The 18,817-nt window shown below is 70.0% G+C and carries 15 protein-coding genes and 2 pseudogenes; 12 read left to right on the top strand and 5 right to left on the bottom strand.

The window, feature by feature from the left end:
* Window positions 1–473 precede the first annotated feature (473 nt).
* Window positions 474–2,978, top strand: coding sequence for a WD40 repeat domain-containing protein (locus ACIQGV_RS18525; protein WP_402496018.1), 2,505 nt, complete (start codon window positions 474–476; stop codon window positions 2,976–2,978).
* Between the two features lie 105 nt (window positions 2,979–3,083).
* Here the strand turns inward: ACIQGV_RS18525 and ACIQGV_RS18520 are convergent, their stop codons facing one another.
* Window positions 3,084–3,530, bottom strand: a complete 447-nt coding sequence (locus tag ACIQGV_RS18520; protein WP_402496016.1) for an ATP-binding protein — start codon at window positions 3,528–3,530, stop codon at window positions 3,084–3,086.
* A gap of 171 nt (window positions 3,531–3,701) precedes the next feature.
* Here ACIQGV_RS18520 and ACIQGV_RS18515 point away from each other — a divergent pair, with 171 nt between their 5' ends.
* Window positions 3,702–4,469, top strand: coding sequence for an IclR family transcriptional regulator (locus ACIQGV_RS18515; protein ID WP_402496012.1), 768 nt, complete (start codon window positions 3,702–3,704; stop codon window positions 4,467–4,469).
* A gap of 46 nt (window positions 4,470–4,515) precedes the next feature.
* Window positions 4,516–6,039, top strand: coding sequence for a glycerol kinase GlpK (glpK, locus tag ACIQGV_RS18510; RefSeq protein ID WP_402496009.1), 1,524 nt, complete (start codon window positions 4,516–4,518; stop codon window positions 6,037–6,039).
* A 145-nt stretch (window positions 6,040–6,184) separates the two neighbouring features.
* Here the strand turns inward: glpK and ACIQGV_RS18505 are convergent, their stop codons facing one another.
* On the bottom strand, window positions 6,185–7,309 hold the full coding sequence (locus tag ACIQGV_RS18505; protein WP_402496006.1) for a fatty acid desaturase family protein: 1,125 nt from the start codon (window positions 7,307–7,309) through the stop codon (window positions 6,185–6,187).
* A 7-nt stretch (window positions 7,310–7,316) separates the two neighbouring features.
* Window positions 7,317–8,372, bottom strand: coding sequence for a ferredoxin reductase (locus ACIQGV_RS18500; protein WP_402496004.1), 1,056 nt, complete (start codon window positions 8,370–8,372; stop codon window positions 7,317–7,319).
* Window positions 8,373–8,459: 87 nt separating this feature from the next.
* On the opposite strand from ACIQGV_RS18500, the gene ACIQGV_RS18495 reads away from it, so the two are divergent.
* Window positions 8,460–9,599, top strand: a complete 1,140-nt coding sequence (locus ACIQGV_RS18495; protein WP_402496002.1) for a PucR family transcriptional regulator — start codon at window positions 8,460–8,462, stop codon at window positions 9,597–9,599.
* A gap of 465 nt (window positions 9,600–10,064) precedes the next feature.
* Window positions 10,065–10,403, top strand: coding sequence for a thioredoxin family protein (locus ACIQGV_RS18490; RefSeq protein ID WP_402495999.1), 339 nt, complete (start codon window positions 10,065–10,067; stop codon window positions 10,401–10,403).
* A gap of 388 nt (window positions 10,404–10,791) precedes the next feature.
* On the opposite strand, the gene ACIQGV_RS18485 is transcribed toward ACIQGV_RS18490, so the two are convergent.
* The gene (locus ACIQGV_RS18485; protein ID WP_402495996.1) at window positions 10,792–11,118 is read right to left on the bottom strand and encodes an alpha-amylase; all 327 of its coding nucleotides are present in this window, start codon (window positions 11,116–11,118) and stop codon (window positions 10,792–10,794) included.
* A gap of 119 nt (window positions 11,119–11,237) precedes the next feature.
* On the opposite strand from ACIQGV_RS18485, the gene ACIQGV_RS18480 reads away from it, so the two are divergent.
* From ACIQGV_RS18480 to ACIQGV_RS18450, 7 genes and pseudogenes are all read left to right on the top strand, one after another.
* Entirely contained in the window at window positions 11,238–11,558 is a 321-nt protein-coding gene (locus ACIQGV_RS18480) for a hypothetical protein (protein WP_402495993.1), read from the top strand.
* Window positions 11,559–11,655: 97 nt separating this feature from the next.
* A pseudogene (locus ACIQGV_RS18475) lies at window positions 11,656–12,039 on the top strand (hypothetical protein); the annotation flags it as partial.
* 3 nt (window positions 12,040–12,042) lie between these two features.
* A pseudogene (locus ACIQGV_RS18470) lies at window positions 12,043–12,192 on the top strand (transposase); the annotation flags it as partial.
* A gap of 542 nt (window positions 12,193–12,734) precedes the next feature.
* Window positions 12,735–13,586 carry a universal stress protein gene (locus tag ACIQGV_RS18465; RefSeq protein WP_402495990.1) on the top strand — a complete coding sequence of 284 codons (852 nt, stop codon included), beginning with the start codon at window positions 12,735–12,737 and terminating at the stop codon, window positions 13,584–13,586.
* A 323-nt stretch (window positions 13,587–13,909) separates the two neighbouring features.
* Window positions 13,910–14,689 (top strand): hypothetical protein, encoded by a 780-nt coding sequence (locus tag ACIQGV_RS18460; protein ID WP_402495987.1) that lies wholly within the window; start codon window positions 13,910–13,912, stop codon window positions 14,687–14,689.
* 287 nt (window positions 14,690–14,976) lie between these two features.
* Complete coding sequence (locus tag ACIQGV_RS18455; protein WP_402495984.1) at window positions 14,977–15,162, top strand: hypothetical protein; 186 nt, start codon at window positions 14,977–14,979, stop codon at window positions 15,160–15,162.
* A 301-nt stretch (window positions 15,163–15,463) separates the two neighbouring features.
* Window positions 15,464–15,742: a hypothetical protein gene (locus ACIQGV_RS18450; RefSeq protein WP_402495982.1), complete on the top strand. Its 279-nt coding sequence runs from the start codon at window positions 15,464–15,466 to the stop codon at window positions 15,740–15,742.
* 1,134 nt (window positions 15,743–16,876) lie between these two features.
* Here ACIQGV_RS18450 and ACIQGV_RS18445 read toward each other — a convergent pair.
* Window positions 16,877–18,766: a hypothetical protein gene (locus ACIQGV_RS18445; RefSeq protein WP_402495979.1), complete on the bottom strand. Its 1,890-nt coding sequence runs from the start codon at window positions 18,764–18,766 to the stop codon at window positions 16,877–16,879.
* Window positions 18,767–18,817 lie beyond the last annotated feature (51 nt).

The following is an 18,817-nucleotide window of genomic DNA, read 5'->3' as shown; positions in this document are numbered from 1 at the left end:
GGGAGTTCGTTTATCGGTGGCCGAATACCGACTATGGGTGCAAGTGCGGAGAATGTGGCGGGCCGGCTGAGGAGAGGGCGGTGGACCGGTACGCCGTCCTCCTGGTGGCCCTCAACGGGCCCGGAAATCGCAGCCGTTCAGCAGATGCTGACAGACGACTGCCGCGCGCCGCAGCGTTCCGCCGCTGCGGAAGGGGGCGGATGACCAGTTCGGTTCCCGCAGACAGAGCCCGCAGACAGGTCCGGAACCTGCCGACCGTTCGCGGCCTGACCACCGCACCAGAGGTGTCCGCCGAAGCGGAACAGACTCACGCCCGCAGGCCCACGGTCTGGTTCGTCGGAACCACATGGCCCACAGGACGCTTCCGCCGCTGCTGTCAGTGGCTGTCTGTAGCATCCGTGGCCAGATCGGTGACCCGGCCCCCGACGCGGAGAGGGACGGAGTCGTGAACGGGCTGCGAGGAGCGTGTGGTGATGGCGAACGACAACGGGGCCGACGGGCTGACGCTGGATTCCGACGGCGAAGCCGCGCTGTTGCGGCCGTTGGCGTTCGCCGAAGGCGCAGGTCTGCCCCTTGCCCTGTGGGCGGTCCTGGCACGCGCCCTGTCGGGTCGCCCGTGGACGGCTCAGGACGTGAGCGTGTTCCGGGACCGGGCGGGCGAACTCCTGGTCGAGACGCGGACACCGGCGGGTGCGGCCTACCGGCTGCGTGCCCGGGGAGACCGGTCGGGCGAGCGGCAGACGCAACGGGCGGTCACGAGCGCGTTGCTGGCCGAGGTGCCCCTCGACGGGGGCGGCGGGCACCGCGACTGGTCGGCTGCCGTACCGTACATCGTCGACCATCTCGCAGCCCACGCCGCCGCGGCCGGTGTCCTGGACGAGGTGCTGGAGGACGCCGAGTACCTGGTGCACGCGGACCCGCGGGGGCTGCTCCGTGCGCTCAACACGCCCGGCTCGTCCCAGGGGCGGGTGCGGCGGAGCATCTACCGGGCGTCCGTCCACGTCCATGCCACCGCGAGTCTGCCCGAAAGGCGGGACATCCTCGCCGTCGACGCCGCGCGCCACGGTGAGACCGGCCTCGCCCGGGAGCTGTCCCGCGGCCGCCCGTGGCGGCCGCGCTGGGCGACCGGCACGATGGTCCATCCCGCGCTGCGCTTCACCCGGACGGGACCGGGCGTGGACGCCGCCGCGTGCACCGTCATCGACGGGCGCCCCCACGCGGTGACCGGCTGCTACGACTCGAACGTCCGTGTGTGGGACCTGGTGGACGGTACCGAGCGCCTTGTCGTCACCGAGGACGACGGGGTCTACGCACTGGACTGCGCCGAGATCGACGGACGTCCCCATGCCGTCACAGGAACCTGCTCCGGTGGCGTACGGGTGTGGGACCTGGAGACCGGAGCCGAGCGGTTCGCCCTCAAAGGCCACAAGGGCTGGATACGCGCGGTGGGCTGCACGGTGATCGACGGCCGGCCGCACGCGGTCACCGCGGGAGAGGACTGCCTGGTCCGGGTGTGGGACCTGGTCGACGGGTCGGAACGGGCGCGGATGCCCGGCCACACCGACGAGGTGCGAGCGGTGGCGTTCGCCGAGGTGGAGGGCCGCCCCGTGGCCGTGACCGGGGGCTACGACAACACGGTGAGGGTGTGGGACCTGGAGGACGGCGTCGAGTGGGCCGTGCTCACCGGTCACACGTCCGCCGTCTACTCGGTGGCCTGCACGGTGATCGACGGCATCCCCCACGCCGTCACCGGGGGCGGCGGGGAGTGCGCGGCACGGGTCTGGTGCCTGACCGACGGCTCGGAGCGCGCTGTGCTGGGCGGACACGCCTCGTGGACATCCGCCGTGAGCTGCGTCGACCTCGGCGGACGCCCCCACGTGCTCACCGCCGGTGGTGACTGCGCGATTCGCGTGTGGGACCTGACCGAGGACACGGAGTACGCGGTCCTGACCGGACACCACGGCTATGTGGACGTGCTGGCCTGCACGGAGTTCGACGGGCGCCCGTACGCCGTGAGCGGTGGGCACTCCGCGAGCCCGCGCGTGTGGGACCTGGGTGACGCCGCCCTGCCCGCGGCACGCGAGGGCCACACCGAGACCGTACGGGCCGTGGGCGCCGTGGAGATCGACGGCCGTCCGCACGCCGTCACCGGGGGCGACGACACCACGATCCGGGTCTGGGACCTGGCCGACGGGACGGAACGGCACACCCTCTCCCATGGCCACCGGGTGGAGGCGCTGGCGTGCACGACGGCCGACGGCAGCCCTCACGCCGCCGTCGGAGGCTGCTGCGGTGTCACCCGGGTCTGGGACCTCGCCGCAGGCACCGGACTCCGCAACCTCCCCGGACCCGACCACCGGGTGGAGAGCGTGGCATGGGCGGACATCGACGGCCGTCCCCACGTGGTCACCTCCGACCAGGACCGCACCGTACGCGTGTGGGATCCGGACGAGGACGTGGAACGCCCGCTCCTCGCCGACCGCACCCGGTCGGCGGTGCGGGCCATGGAGCCCGTCACCGTCGACGGCCGCCCCCACCTCCTCACGGGCAGCGAGGACGCCGCACTGCGGCTGTGGAGGCTCACGGGGAAGGGCCGACGCATCACCGCCACCGTCCGCACAGGGCACCACTGGGTACGGGCACTCGCCGGTACCGTCCTGGACGGCCGTCCGCACGCGTTGACCGTGGGCGCCAACGACACCGCGGTACAGGTGTGGGACCTGACGGACGGCACCCTGAGGTCCACTCTTCCGGGACACCCGTCGGGAGTTCTCGCGGTGGCCTGCACCACGCGGGACGGCCGTACGGACGCCGTCACCTTGGACGGCAGCGGTACGGTCCACGTCTGGGACCTCGCTCCGGCCCGGCTCCGGGAGAAGATCGCGCTGCCGGCGCGGGCCCAGTGCGTGACCGCCGCCGGTCCGGACCTCGTCATCGGCATGGGCGACGACGTGGTCGTACTCGACCGCAATCACTGAGGCATGCGCACGGCCGGCGGCAACGCTGGTGCTGGTGCCGGCGCTGGGCGACCGCGATGCGGACCCGATGGCAGGGCACACGTCCTGGGCCTGCGAGTCAACACATCAGGCCGCAGGGAGGTCGGCCCAGCGCGTGATCCCCTCGGCGTCGACGCGTACGCCGCAGCGGGCGGCCAACGCGGTGACGATGTCGATGCCGCGGCCGTGCTCGTCCGGGTCCGAGTTTCCCCACCCGTCACCGGCGAGGACGGGTCCCGCGTCGGTCACTTCCACGCGCAGGGCCCCATGTCCGTCGACGCGGACCCACGACAGCCGCAGCGTCGCCGGTGGCAGGGCGTGTACCAGTGCGTTGGTCAGGAGCTCCGAGACCACCACGAGTGCGTCCGCGACGGCGTCGGGAGACAGGCCCCACTCGGCGAGCAGGTTGCGGACCCGTCCGCGGACGGCGGGCACGGCCCCCGGGGCGTGGGGGACGGGGCAGACATGATCGGCGGTGTCGGGGCCGAGGCGATCGACTGCCTTGGGGCCGACGATGTTGAGCTGGGCGGCCATCTGCCCTCCTCGACGAACGGTGCCGACGGGTGCCGACTGCACGCACGCTATGAAGTGATATGGGGCCGGTCAATAAACATCGGTCGGCATTGCCGAACGCAAGTCGAGATCGAGGGAGACCTCCATGCAATGGCCGATGTGGGACGGGGAAGGCGGATCTAGAATCGCGGTATGGCCGGTCCCGTCCAGTCCATCGAACGGGCGGCGGCAATCCTCCGCCTGCTCGCCGCGGGCCCCCGTCGGCTCGGGCTCGGGGAAGTGGCCGCCTCGCTGGGGCTGGCGAAGGGGACGACCCACGGCATTCTGCGCACCCTTCAGCACGTGGATTTCGTCGAGCAGGACGCGGCGACCGGAAAGTACCAGCTCGGGGCGGCCCTCCTGCATCTCGGTACCAGCTACCTCGACGTGAACGAACTGCGATCACGTTCGATCAACTGGGCCGACGCCCTGGCCGCCCGCAGCGGCGAAGCGGTCCGCCTGGGCACCCCCCTCGAAGGCAGAGTGCTCGTCATCCACCACGTCTTCCGGCCGGACGACACCCTCCAGACCCTGGACGTGGGCGCACTGCTGCCCCTGCACGCCTCCTCGCTCGGAAAGGTGCTGCTGGCGTTCGGCACCGCGAACCTCGATTCGGCGGTCGACGCCGGTCTGGAGGCGTACACCCGGCACACCCTGGCCCACGCGGACGAGCTGACCCACGCCCTCGCCGAGATCCGGGAGAACGGCTGGGGCAGCGAAGTGCAGGAGATGAGCATGGGGGAAGCCGGCGTCGCCGCGCCCATCAGGGGGCACGGCGGCCTCGCGGTGGGCGCCATCGGCCTGTCCGGCCCGGTCGAGCGGATCTGCGACGCCAGGGGCCGGCCGGAACTCAAGCTGCTCACCCTGCTCCGTGAGGCCGCCTGGGCGATCTCACGAAACCTGGGGGCCGCTCGCTGGTAGGCCCCTCGCGCAGCGCATCTCCATGCATCGGAAGGCGGTCCGGATCATGGTCGAACGGTATGTGATGGCCATCGACCAGGGCACCACCTCCACCCGGTGCATCCTGTTCGACCACCGCGGGCGACTGGTGTCCGTGGCCCAGCGCGAGCACCAGCAGTTCTTCCCGAAGCCCGGCTGGGTCGAGCACGACGCCCTGGAGATCTGGCGCAATCTGCGGCGCATCGTGCCCGAGGCCCTCTCCGGCGCGGGCGACGGCGTCGCCGCCGAGGCCGTCTCGGCCCTGGGCATCGCGAACCAGCGCGAGACGACCGTCCTGTGGGACCGGCACACCGGCACCCCGCTGAACAGGGCGATCGTCTGGCAGGACACCCGTACCGCCCCGCTCGTCGAAGACCTGCGCAGCGACCCGGGCGACGCGTTCTTCCTGGAACGCTGCGGCCTGGCGCCCTCGACCTACTTCTCCGCCCCACGGATCCGCTGGCTCTTCGACCATGTGCCCGGTCTGGGACAGCGGGCCGCGAACGGCGACGTCCTGTTCGGCACGATGGAGTCCTGGCTGATCTGGAACCTCACCGGGGGGACGGCAGGAGGCCGCCACATCACCGACGTGACCAACGCCAGCCGCACGATGCTCATGAACATGGGCACGCTCGAATGGGACGAGGAACTGCTGGGGTTCTTCGGGATCCCGCACGCGATCCTGCCCGAGATCCGCTCCTCGGCGGAGTGGTACGGAGAGGACCGCTCGGTGCTTCCCGGCAGACCCATCACGGCCGCGCTCGGCGATCAGCAGGCCGCGCTCTTCGGACAGACCTGCTTCTCCCCGGGCGAGGCGAAGTGCACCTACGGAACCGGCAGCTTCCTGGTGCTCAACACCGGCACCGAGGTCGTCCGGTCCAGCAACGGGCTGCTCACCACCGTCGCCTACAAGATCGACGAGCAGCCCGCGGTCTACGCGCTGGAAGGCCCGATCGCCGTCACCGGCGCCCTGGTCCAGTGGTTCCGCGACCGGCTGGAACTCATCAGCAGCGCACCGGGCATCGAAACCCTCGCGCGGACCGTCGAGGACAACGGCGGCTGCTACATCGTCCCGGCGTTCTCCGGCCTCTTCGCACCCCACTGGCGCAGCGACGCACGCGGCGTCATCGTCGGCCTGACCTCGTACATCACCAAGGGACACCTGGCCCGGGCGGCCCTCGAATCCACCGGCTGGCAGACGAAGGAGGTCGTCGACGCCATGAACGCCGACTCCTCGCTCACCCTGAGAGAGCTGAAGGTCGACGGTGGCATGACGTCCGACAACCTCCTCATGCAGATCCTGGCCGACGTCCTCGACGTGCCGGTGGTGCGGCCCATGGCGGCCGAGACCGTCTCCCTGGGCGCCGCCTACGCCGCCGGGCTGGCCGCCGGTTATTGGGCAGACCTGGAAGTGCTGCGCGGCAACTGGCACCGGGCGGCCCAATGGCTGCCGGACATGGACCCCACGCGACGGGCGTCGGAGTACGAGAACTGGCAACGGGCCGTCGAGCGGTCCTTGGGCTGGATCAGACCGCCGAACGGCTCCTGCTGATCTTTTCGTAAGTTCGGTGGGGTGCTGGGTGGATGGTCGGGCCGGTGCGGGCGAGGAAGGACCACGGCAGTTGCACCGGGTTCAGGCTGGGGCCTCACCGGACCCGGCGGTGCCGCCGGTAAGGCCGCAGGATCTGAATCGGGAATCAGGCCGCGAGGACCTCCTGCTCGCGGTCCGGCGTCCTGACCTTGACTTTGGGCTTCTTGTTCGGCAGTGAGAGCCGGACGACCTTGCGCCACGCGGAGAACACCTGCTTGGGCAGCGGCCCGGTGACGTACTCCAGCTCGTACTTCTCGAACAGCGCGCGCACCTTCACCGCGACCTCGGCGTACCGGTTGCTCGGCAGGTCCGGGAACAGGTGGTGCTCGATCTGGTGCGACAGGTTGCCGGTCATGAAGTGCATGGCCTTGCTGCCGCTGATGTTCGCCGAGCCCATCATCTGGCGCAGGTACCACTGGCCGCGCGTCTCGCCCTTGATCGACCGGCGCTCGAAGACCTGTACGCCCTCGGGGAAGTGCCCGCACATGATCACCGAGTGGGACCAGAGGTTGCGGACCAGGTTCGCGGTGAACGTGGCGGCGAGCGTGGTGAGGAACGACGGGCCCGACAGCAGCGGGTGGATCACGTAGTCCTTGAGCACCTGCTTGCGGATCTTGCGTCCCACGGCCTTGGCCTGCGCGCGGAACTCCGGGTTCTTGCGGCGGCGCTTGTGCAGGTTCTTGCCGAGCTCCAGGTCGTACGCTGCGATGCCATACTCGAAGAAGCAGGCGTTGATGAAGTTCCACAGCGGCTGGCCGAGGTGGAACGGGTGCCACTTCTGGTCCTCGTCGACGCGCATGATGCCGTAGCCGAGGTCGTTGTCCTTGCCGATCACGTTGGTGTACTTGTGGTGCAGCTCGTTGTGCGAGTGCTTCCACTGGTCGGACGGCGAGACGTGATCCCACTCCCAGGTGGTGGAGTGGATCTTCGGGTCCCGCATCCAGTCCCACTGGCCGTGCAGGATGTTGTGGCCGATCTCCATGTTGTCCATGATCTTCGCCACGGACAGCCCGGCGGTGCCGATCAGCCAGGCGGGCGGGAAGAACGAGAACAGCAGCACACCCCTGCTGACCAGCTCGAGCTTGCGCTGCGCCGAGATGACCTTACGGATGTAGGCGGCGTCTTTCTCGCCGCGGTCGGCGAGCACCTCGTCGCGGATCGCGTCCAGCTCGCGGCCGAGCTCCTCGATCTGCTCCGCGGTCAGGTGGGCGGTAGGGTCGATGGCGGTCAAGGTGCTCCTACCGTTCGATGTCGCAGGGGCCCGCCGCGGCGGACACGCAGGTCTGGATGAGGACGCCCGGCTCGGCCTCGGTGATCTCGCCGGTGCGCAGGTCGCGGACGGCGCCCGCCTTGAGCGGCGTGGTGCAGCCGAAGCAGATGCCCATGCGGCACCCGGACGGCATGAGCACGCCGGCCTCCTCGCCGATGTCCAGCAACGGCGTGTTGCCGTCCGCATCGACGGTCCTGCCGGTGGCGCTGAACGTGACCTCGCCGCCGTCGCCGGCGACGACGATGCCGGCGCGGAAGCGTTCGGTGTGCAGGCGCTCTGGGACGCCGTGCCCGGCCCAGTGCTTCTCGGCGGCGTCGAGCAGGCCCGCGGGCCCGCAGGCCCAGGTCTCGCGCTCGGCCCAGTCGGGCACGAGTTCGTCGAGACGGGCGATGTCGAGCATGCCGTCCGTGTCGGTGTGCACCTCGGTGAGCCGCAGTTTCTTGGCCGCGACCAGGTCGTGCAGTTCGTTGCGGAAGATCACGTCGTGCGGCTGCGGCGCGCAGTGGACCATGACGACGTCGTCGAACTCGGTGTCGCGCAGCATGCCCATCACGGGTGTGATGCCGCTGCCGGCCGTCAGGTAGAGCACCTTGGCGGGCTTGGCCTGCGGCAGCACGAAGTCACCGGTCGCCTGGTCGAGCTGGATCAGCGTGCCCGGTGCCGCCCTGCGGACCAGGTGGTTGCTGACCTTGCCGTCCGGGATCGCCTTCACGGTGATCGTGACGCGGCCGTCCTGGCGGTTCGTCGGCGAGGTGATGGAGTAGGCACGCCACAGACGCACCCCGTCGACATCGACCCCGATCCGCACGTACTGACCGGCTGTGTGCCCGCGCCAGCCCCGTCCCGGTCTGATCACGACAGTCGCGGCGTCACCCGTCTCGGGGTGCACGGCCTCGATGCGCCCACGCAGGTCAGCGCCCGCGCGCAGTGGGCTGACCAGGTCGAGGTAGTCCGACGGCAGCAGCGGCGTCGTGACCATCTCCAGCAGTTTCCACGCCCTGCTGCGGAGGGCTGCACTCGTCATGCCCCCAGCTTGCTGCGCCTCGAGGCGTAAAGTCCTGACCAAAGGACGTAAATCTGGTCGGCAGAATTGTTCGCAGGGTACAAAATCATGAGTCATGCAATCCGGAGGGTCAGCGAACTGGCCCTGGACGAGACGACGGTCACCGCAATCAGGGCCGCGCTGAAGACCACCGCCGACGAAATCGTGCAGGCGATCATCGACGAGGTCCCTCCCTACGCCAACGCCCTGTCGGGCCGCATGGGCGGCACCATCCGCCGGGCCGTCCGCACCGCCCTGGGGCACTACCTGGACCTCGCGAGCGGGAACGCCACAGGCGGCGACGCCGGTGACGCGGCCTACGAGCTGGGCCGCGGCGAGGTGCGCGACGGCCGTTCGATGGACGCCCTGCTCAGCGCCTACCGCGTCGGGGCCCGCGTGGCCTGGCGATGCCTGGCAGCGGGCGCCGTACCCGCAGGTCTGCCCGCCGCCGAGGTCGCCAAGTTCGCCGAGCTGACCTTCGCCTACATCGACGAGCTCTCCGCCGCGAGCGCCGCGGGCCACGCCGACGAGCTGGCCGCCCAGGGCAGAGCCCATGAGCGCCACCTGGAACACCTGGCCCGCGACCTCCTCGCCGGCGCGAGCCCGGACGCGCTGCTGGCCTCCGTGCAACGCGCCGGGTGGCAGCCTCCGGTCTCGCTGACCGCGGTCCTGCTGCCCGCGGCCCAGGCCCGGCCTGCCTACCGCACGCTCGACCCGAGCACCCTCGTCCTCGACGATCTGCCGGACGCCACCGGTGTGCTGCTCGTCCCCGATGCGGACCGATCACGTCTCCTGCGGCAGCTGACCGACCGCACCGCCGTGGTCGGTCCGGCCCGGCCATGGACGCGTGCGTCCGCCTCGTACGCACGAGCCCTACGCGCACGCTCCCTCTCCTCCGGCATCCGCGACACCGAGGACCACCTGCCCGAGCTGGTGCTGAGCGCCGACGCGGACGCGTTCGCGGACCTGCGTGCCCGAGCCCTCGCGCCGTTGCGGACCCTGCCTGTCGCGACCGCACGGCGACTGGAGGAGACATTGCGGGCGTGGCTGCTGCACCAGGGCAGGCGGGACGAGGCAGCGGCGGCGTTGTTCGTCCATCCCCAGACAGTCCGGTACCGGATGTCACAGCTGCGGGAGCTGTTTCCGGATCTCGCATCGCCGCAGCGGGTCCTTGAACTCACACTGGCGGTGGGTCTTCGGGACAGCTGACGCGTATGCCGGCCGTCCGCGACCGCGTCCGCGAGCGGTCCAGGAACCGTGCCTCGTTCCCGGTGCCGTCAGCCGGCTCGTGCGGCCCGGGGAAGCAGCGGTCTCAGCCAGGCGAGACCGGGGGTGACGCGAAGAACGGACAAGGCATCGGGAAGCCCGTCGGGGGCGCTGTCTCCGAGGAGCGCGGTGGCGGATACGGCTCGTCTGGCTCCAAAGGGCGCTGTCCTGGCACGAGCTGACCCGCGGGCGCGCGGCGGGCTGCAGGCGGGTGACCGGCGGGGCGGCCGGGCCGGGTCACCAGGGGCAGAAGCTGCCGGGCCGCTCGCACCGGGGACCACCGTGGTGCTGCGACGGCCCCGTGCCTCCCTTCCGGCAGGTCAACCGGACGGACCGACCGGACCGACCTGGCACACCGGGCGGGGGATGATGGGGACGGAACAGCGGAACGTGAGGTCAGGAGCTTCCATGGCGAAGAGGGTTCACCGGCCCCGTGAGGACGCGGAGTTCGATTTCATCCTCGGGATGAGCGGGGTTCCGGTCCTTGCGTACTTCACCGGGACATGGCCCAAGGCGATCGAGCCCTGCCGGGTGATGGACCTCGTCGTGGGTGGCATCGCCGACGACTACACGGGCCGCCTGACGGCCGTCCGCGCCGACATCACGCGTTGTCCGGCCGCAACCGAGCGATACGGGATCACCGGAGCCCCGTCCTACGTCCTGCTGAAGGAGGGAGAGGCAGTGGCGCGCGGCACGGGGCCCGTGACCATCGCCGAGATACGGAAGTTCCTGGACGACCACCTCTGAGAGGCCGCTGCGGCACGTGATCGCGACGCCCGTCACGTCTCGTCTCGTCTATAGAGGCTGCGCCGCCTGAGGCATCTCGGGGCTGAGACACCCTCAGCCTGGCCACCAGCGGTGGCGGTTACCCGAATGCCCCTCGGCCTGCCGAGGGGCACTGCGTCACCGGTTGAGAACCCCGGTCTGCGCCCTGGCGGGGGTCTGCTCCTCCACCCCGGGCAGGGCCGCGCGCCGCGGAACCCCCGGGCGAACTGTCACGACGTCCCGGGGGCCACGGTGGGGGAGGTGCGTATGGGCCGTCCTGCGCAACCACCCCGCTCTTCAAGGTCCTGACAGGAGCCGTTGAGGGTGTGGCTGTCGGCTTGAGCGATCGTCGGCCCGTGATCTCCGGGGATCAGGCGCCGTCGGCGGGGGCGGGGTCGCACGTCCGCAGTCCTGTGACGTAGTTGCCGTTCGTCCCGTAGCCGGAGAAGGTCGCCCAGGCGCCGGGCTCGATGACGCGGCACGGGGCCCACTGGCCGTCCGTGTATTCGACCGTGACGGAGACGGTGTTGCCGCAGCCGTTGTGGACGTCGGTGTAGCGCCAGCTCTGGAAGTACTCCACGCACTCCGGAGCCGGCGAGCCGGTGGCCGCCACAGCGGACGGGGCGGTGGTCAGGGTCGTCAAGAGACCTGCCGCAGTCATGGTGGCGAGAGCGACGGGACGCGATATGCGGGTCATGCGATTTGTCATGTCCTGAATCCTGGGGCCGCATGGATCATCACGCAACTTTCTGCAAAGGTTTTCAGCCACGTTCCCGTCATGCACGCCAAAGGGCAGGCCATCTGGCCTTTCGGTGGTTGAAAGGTTTTGCATACTTCCCGCATGCCGCGGTCGTCACCGAAGTCGGGCTCCTGCCCGCGGCCCGCCCGCTTCGACGGCATCCGAGCAGGTCAAGGGGCACCGAACCCGACCGTCACGCCATCAGCGGCGTCGACAGCCTCCTGGGCATCCGCGACACCGCCACCGAGCATCCCCGCGAGGTCGTACGCAGCCTGATCGCCGCGGTCACCGAAGCCTGCCAGAGCCACCCGCAGGACGACGCGACCGCCCTCTGCCTGGACCGGCGCGGCCCCATGAGGGCCCGCCACGCTGCCGCAGGAGCCGACACGTCGACGTGACCCGGCCTGAAGGACCGGACCCGGACTGTCAGGGAGGGGGGTCCACGCTTCAGGCGAACGCCGAGCCCGGGAGGCGACATCGTCCAGAATCGGGGGGATGGACGTTCGCGAGCTGCTGGAAGACGCCTCCCTGCTGGTACCCGAAGCCGTCGCCACCGAGAACGACGTCACGGTGAACGACGTCTGGGAGTACCTCGCCCACGACGAGCGGGAAGTCGATCTCGACCTGCTGGAGGAGCTCGGTGCTGTCCGTCCGCTTCCGCTCGCCTTCCGGGAGTCCCTCGCCACCGCCGCCGAGCAGTTGCGGCTCGACAGAAGCGCGGCCTGGTGTCACTGGCGCTGCTTCGAAAGCCGCTACGGCATCATCCGAGCCGACCTCACCCTCGGGCCGGCCGAGGAGGCCCGTCGGCAGACACCCTTCTCCGGGGCCGGCGTCCTACGACTCCTGTGGGACATCGGAGCGAGAACCGCGACAGGCGAACCCGAGCTGGTCGAGTTCAACGGCGAGGCCGACCACGTCCACCTGCCCGTGAACTTCCTGCCGAAGGCCGCCGTGTCCTGGCTGGTGAACTCCCTCAAGGGTGTGTCCTCGCGCAGGCTCCGCCAGGAGTTCCCCGACCTCGTCCGCCATTACCGGCAGGACATCCGGCCCGCTTCCGCGACGGGCCTGTTCGGCTCGGCGGCCAGAGCCGGAAGCACCTTCGTGGCCCTGCATCCGGTCCCGTCGGTTCCGTCGGTCGGCCGGCTGACCGGTGCGTCGTGGAGCCGGCCGGGGCCTTCCTGCGAGGGCGAGGCTCTGCGCTCTCCGATTGTTTCTCCGCCTCGCTCCGACGCCACCTCGGACCGTGCAGTCGACCCGCTCCCGTCTCCGCCGTGGTTGACCGCGCCGGGGCCGCAAGCGCGGCATCCAGAGTGGCGCCGACCGGCTCCGCCGTCGACCGGCCGGCCTCTGCCGGGGGAGTCAGGACGGTGTCTGGCCAAGGCCGGCCGGCACAGGCGCTGCCATCGCAGTGCCGTCGTCCGGATGGGGCACTTCGACAGCGTCGCCGAGCGCGGTGCACCACTGCGTTTTCAGCGGCTCGGTAGCTTCGTGACCCGCTGTCTCGGACGTGGTGCTCACACGCGGCCCACGTTGTGATGGCCCGTTGACGACAGCCCCGAGGCGAGGAGAGCGGTATGTCACGACCTGTCACCGTGGGAGTGGACGGTTCCGAGGGCAGTGAGGCGGCATTGGACTGGGCCGCCGACGAGGCGGCGCTGCGTGGTTCCGTCCTGCGCTTGGTGTATGCCACGCGGTGGGCGGAGCATCAGCTGGCTGCCATGAAGGTGTCGCACGAGGATCGCGCCAGTGAGGCGGAAGGTGTGCTCGCTGCGACGGAGCGACGTGTCCGGGACCGGCAGCCGGATCTCGTGGTGACGGCCGATGAAGTCGAGGATGCCCCCAGCAGTGTGCTGCTGGCCGCCGCGGCGGAGGCAGATCTGCTGGTCGTGGGCTCTCATGGGCTCGGAAGTGTCCGCGGGTTCATTGTGGGTTCCGTGGGCCAGGAGGTCGTCGCGGACGCGCAGCGTCCAGTGGTTCTTGTACGTCCTGGAAATGACGGGAGCGGGTCCGGACCTACCGGTGAGAGAAACCGCCGGAAAGTGGTTCTCGGTCTCGACGTGGCCGACGTGAAGGACGAACTGCTGGAGTTCGCCTTCGACTTCGCCGGGCGGCACAGCGTGCCGTTGGAGGTCGTGCACACGTGGCACGCCCCCTTCACCGAGCGCCGCAAAGCGGCCGAGGACGCCGACAAGGCGTCGGTGCTCTCCGATGCGGTGCGCCCGTTCCGTGACAGGTTTGCGGCGGTGGAGGTGTCCGAAGTGTCGGTGCCTGGGCGGGCGGCCGAGCGCCTCGTCGAAGCCGCGCACGATGCGGCTCTCGTGGTCACCGGTCGGCGCAGGGCGGCCAGGGGGTCCCACATCGGTTCCGTTACTCACGCCCTCATTCACCACGCCTCCTGCCCTGTGGCCGTCGTACCGCACGGCTGACGGGCGGTGAGGGGGCGGGCAGTGGGCAGGATGTGAGCACCCCGGTTCGGGGCGGCCATGCCGCGCGGTCAGGCTCTGACGGTGTCGAGTGCCGGCGCCGAGGCGGTCTTCGTGTGCGAGGCCGGTGACGAGGGAGCGGCAGGCGGTCATGGCTTGCAGGTCACCGATCCGGTCTCCCGGACGGGTGCGGGTGCGCCGGTTCGGGATGTGCCCGCCAGCTCCTTGACCGGGCGCCGCTTCGACGGAAGATGGGGGAAGAGCGCGGGTCTGCGTGGTGAAGTGCGGGCCTCCGGCAACTCCGACAGCAGGGAGCGTTTCTTCCGATGGCCGCACAGCCCGCACGCCCTGAGCGCAGTGGTCCTGAGACCGCCTCGATCACGGGTGTCTCGCCGTTCAAGCCTTCCCTCGTCAAAGCGGTGTTCAGGGACGTGACCCCGATGCACGTCTCCCGGTCGGCCGCGTGGACCGCCGCGTCGGTGACGCGGACAGTGCTGACGGAGATCATCGACGGCGCGAGGAGAGCGGCGGCGGAGGAGGCCCGGAAGAAGCTGATTCCCCGGGACCTCGTCTCGGCGATCGACCGGAACGTCGAGATCGAGGTGGGGTGCAAGTGGTACCTCCACAGCCCGACGTTTCGAGGCATGACCGGTGTCCTGTACGACGCCGAGGGTGTCATCGTGCCTGTTCGTGAGCGCAGAGGGCCGCGCAAACCGAGTGCTGTGGTCGGCGCCCACAGGTTCGAGGCCGGGGTCAAGAAGCTGCTGCGGAGACAGGGGGCGACGGCCGTCCCGGCGATGGTCCGCGACCTGGACGGAATCGCGAGTGCGTTCCTGACGGACCTCGCCCGGGACGCGGCCGTGGTCGTCCGCGAGCGCGGGGGCAGACGTTTCGGTACGGTCAGCCTGGTGATACCGGGCGAACCGGCCCCACCCCCGTCCCCCGAGGATTCCGTCCGGGCCCTGTCCGCCCGCAGGGGAGACGGGTGGACCATCGGCAGGGACGACGTCCTGGCCTCCACCAGGATTCAGTTGTTCGGCGGCAACCTCAGGCAGCGAGCCCTCACCGAAGCATGTGAGGCGACACAGAACACTTCGGCCGGCTGATCGGGTGCGACCGACCTTGCCGTCTCACTCGCATCTGCTACCGCAGAATCGCCCAATGAGGTCGCTTCTACCGGCAGTTCGTCAATTCCGACGGGGCCCGGGTCGACGGCAGGCCGGGTTGGTCGTGATCCGGGTGCTGGGCCGTTTTCTGGCGTCCCGTGCCGCGCTGGGCGGCTTGTCCGAGGATGCGGTGGGGGGTCCAGCGACGGCGCCCGCCCTTCCCGGTGAGTGCGTCGGGTGTCGCCAGGTGGGGGAGGTTGCCCTGGGCGAGGCCGGAGGAGAAGGAGTTGAGAGAGCCGCCCCTGTCCGGCACCGGGGCATCGCTCGTGGCGACGCCTGTGCAGGGCGGCGCCAAGACCGTTGTGCAGTGGCCGGGAATCAGAGCCGGCGTCGGCATGGCGCTCGACCGGGCAGGTGACAAGACCGCGAAGGTGAAGGGCGGCCTCCCGGAGACAGCGAACCCGATGAAGTAGTTCTGACCCGGCGGCCGGGCTGAACCACTCGGAGAGATATGGAGCACCTGTGACGGAATTTTCGTTTGAGCTGAAGCCGTTCTCCAGTAGGGGATGCTACGGCGCAGAGGTGTCGTGGGCGCCTTCGGTGAAGTACTGAGATTTTCGGGTCGTCATCGGGTGGTGACGGTTCATGATCCCTGCGGTATGCCGGTGGGGTGAGGTATCCGGAGGGTGGGGGCCTGACCGCTGAGCGGCGGGCGTTTCGTGGGGGATCCGGCTTCAGGCCGGTGAGTGGTTCGCGGCGGGTGAGAAGACCGCGGTGATCGCGAAGGACCTGCGGGTGAGTGTGAGGTCGGTGGAACGCCGGCGCCGTGCCTGGCGCGAGGGTGGACTGGAGGCCCTGCGCTCGGCGGGTCCGGCGAACTCCCCGACCGTCACCGATGCTCAGTTCGCCGTGCTGGAGGAGGAACTCGGCAAGGGGCCGGTCGCTGAGGTTCTCTGCCGTACCGCAGCCGGCGCGTCGGCCCACGTTCCCTTGCCACCCCCTGAGGGCTTGGAGGTGGTTGCTGAGCTCAACCCGACTCCGCGTTGTGAATGAGATCCCACAGAGCAGGCACCCACTCCAGCGCGGCGGCCACTGACTGGCCCTTACACCTGGCCCAACGCTTCATGATGATCACCTTGCCCCTCTTGAGTCGCTCCCACAGATCGAACGACGGACAGACGGCGAGGATGGCGATCACACACATCGCAGTGAGCTGAAACGGCTCGGGAGTCGAGTTCAACTCAGCAACCGGCATGATTCTGACACAGGCCCATGCGTACGGCGGAGTGATTTCGGGCTGGAGCTGCTTCGAGGCGAGTGATCATGACGCGCCGTCACGAGCGGCAGGTGTTCCCTTCCAGGACTCCGAGGACGCTCGGCAGGCCGTCCGGTCACGAAGGGTGCCGTCTGCTCGAACTGTGTTCGCCGCAGGCAAGGTTGCCGACGAGGCCGGCACGGCGTCCGGACCGTCCGCCGCCGCGCTCCCCGATCCAGGCAGGCGCGGGTGACAGCCTGACGGGCGCCTTCGACCTGGCTGCGGACGGCGAATACGCCAGGGCCCGCCCGCAGGTTTGTCCTACAGGGCAGCACCTGAGGGGCTCGCCGGTGAAGGACAGCGGCGGCTCCCGGACGTGCTGGGCGAGGTCACAGGTCGGGGCCGTGCAGGCATCGCAGCGCTCCTCGAAGTCCTCGGACTCGAACGGAAGGGAAGCCGCGGGGTGCCCCGGATCTGCTCGCTGACCTGACGAATGGACAGCATCGCTGCGGTGATGGCGAGTTCGGCACAGCGGGCCTGCCACATCTGCGCCGGGCAGCGCAGCATGTGTTCGGTGTGCATACCACGCACACCGGGGGCGTCTCCTTCATGGTCGCAGCGAAGGCCAGCAGGGCGGGGCTGCAGCATGACATCGTGGACGCCTGTATGCGCAGGGCCTCGCCTGTCCGCTGTACGCGCGGGGCAGGAAGGACGCGAGTGTGGGCTCGCAGCTCCACGAGACGCTCGCCGTGGAGGAGAAGATCCAGCGGACCCCGCGAACTCGCTGCGTTCATCGCCGGGGTCACGGCCTGAAGCGGCTTGGCGCGCGTCCCGTGCCCGCTGCGGATGCCCCGCCGCGCCCCGCCTCGCTCATGCGTGAGCGCAGAGCGCAGTAGGGCATAAAGGGTGATCTGCCTGCTCCAGGCGTCCTCTTACGGTCCCTTCACCGACCGTTGCGGCAGAGGGCCGGCCGCGGGATCGGCTGCGCTGAGTTCTTGCAGGACGGCGAACGCGGCTTGGGCCGCGTTCCGGGCGGCTTTCGGCTGGGAGCCCTCGGCGTCGCGTTCATGCTTGTGCGTGTCGGCCCTGTCGCTGATGCCGCGGATGATCAGGGTGTCCAGCTCGCCGGTGAGGTGGGCGGCCTGCGCGACGCCCGTGCCTTCCATTTCGATGGCGACGGCGTCGTTGTAGTGCTCGTGCAGGTGGCGGGCGACCGCTGAGGCGGCATCCGCGAGCACGATGTCCCCGACGGCGATCGGCTTGAAGCGGGCCCTGCCGCGCAGGGCGTGGCGGGCTGCCTGTTCGAGGCGGTGGGAGGTGCGCCAGGCTTCGGGCCGTACGAGGAAGCCTTCCGGGGTCTGCTTTCCGCCGTGGATGCCGTACACCTTGGTGGCGACCACGACGTCCCCGACCTCGATGTCGTCCTTCAGCCCGCCTGCGACGCCGACGAAGAGCAGGGCCTGCGGGTGCAGCCAGGTGTGGAAGCGTTCGGTGAGGGCGGCGGCGGTCAGGGTGCCCTCGCCGATCTCGGCGAGCGCGACGTACCCGGAGGTCCCGGCGAGACGGCCGCGCTCGGCACGGGTACCGGAGGGGTGCACGACGGTCTCGACGTCAGTGAGGTGAGCCCGGACGGCCTGGTACTCCACGGACAGCGCTGTGAGGATCACAGCGACCGGAGCCACTGTCTCGCCTGCCGTCGACGCCCCCGGGAGACTGTCCGGACGGCCCTCGTCCGTGCGCGGGCGGCGGCCGAGGCGGCTGAACGACCAGCCGGGAAGCCGAGACGTCGGAGCCATGCCTTCCTCGTGGAGTTCGGCCGCGACCCGCGGGATCAGGCTGGAAAGGCTGATGGCGGCGACCTCGCTGCGCAGGACTCTCACTTCGCGTTCGACTGTTGCCAGCGCTTCCCGGGACCGCCTGGACTCCTCCCAGGCCGGGCGCTGCGTCTCCAGCGTGCCGATCACGCGCTCCAGTTGACCGAGGAGTCCGCGGATGCGCAGGTTGTGCCGCTCGGCCTGTCGTCGTGGCGAGCGCAGCAGGTCGGACACCTCGCGCAGGACCCGTAGGTCCGGGTCGGAGGGTTCGGTCCGTGTGAGGGTCTCCACCCGGGCCCGGCAGTCCGCGATCAGCTCGGGTGCCAGGGCCTCCGCCTTGGCCAGCTTCCGGTTCAGGGACCGCACCTGGGTGGGAGCAAGGCCGTACCGGCCGACCTGGCGCTGAAGCCGCTTGCGCTCGTCGAGCGCCCTTCCGAGTCTCACGGGAGCGAGTCCCACGTGTTCCATGAGCTTCTTGAGGAACTCGTAGATCCCGAAGGACTCGTCGATCGGGATCACTGTGCCGTGCTTCTCGCGCATGCTCAGCAGGACCATGCAGGGAACGTGCGACTCCTCGATCCCGAAGAACTCCGCCGCGTCGGTGACCGCCTGGGTCCAGCCGCTCGCGTGCACCTCGGCGGGGGCCGGCCGCTCGGGCTTCGTGAGGGCTTTGTCCCATCCGGGCCCGAGATCGTCCCAGAATTTCTTGTCGAACCGCTCCCGCATATATGGAACTTCGAGCGTCATACCCTCGGCCGACACCGCCGCCGGTTCGGTGGGGTGCCTCACGCCGCCGGGCCACGCGTGCGGCGGCAGCGGGCATAAGACCGCCAGCGCCGGGCCGGTGAGGTCGTGCACGCTCGTCCAGTCCTCGGTCAGTTCGCGGTGCTGTGCCTTCGCGTCGCGCGTCCGTGCGAGGAGCACTACGGCGCCGAGGTATCCGCAGCTCTCGGCCGCCGAGAGCAGGGACTTGAGGAACATGCCGATCGGCAGTGGGTGGATCAGCACGGGTTCTCCTGTCGTCGCGCGGAAGCCGAACCGAGGGCGGCCTCCCTGACC

The sequence above is a fragment of the Streptomyces sp. NPDC093094 genome, from assembly GCF_044754345.1.
Lineage (GTDB): Bacteria > Actinomycetota > Actinomycetes > Streptomycetales > Streptomycetaceae > Streptomyces.
The sequence above is the reverse complement of the archived record's forward strand: the minus strand, read 5'-3'. Positions and strand labels throughout refer to the sequence as shown.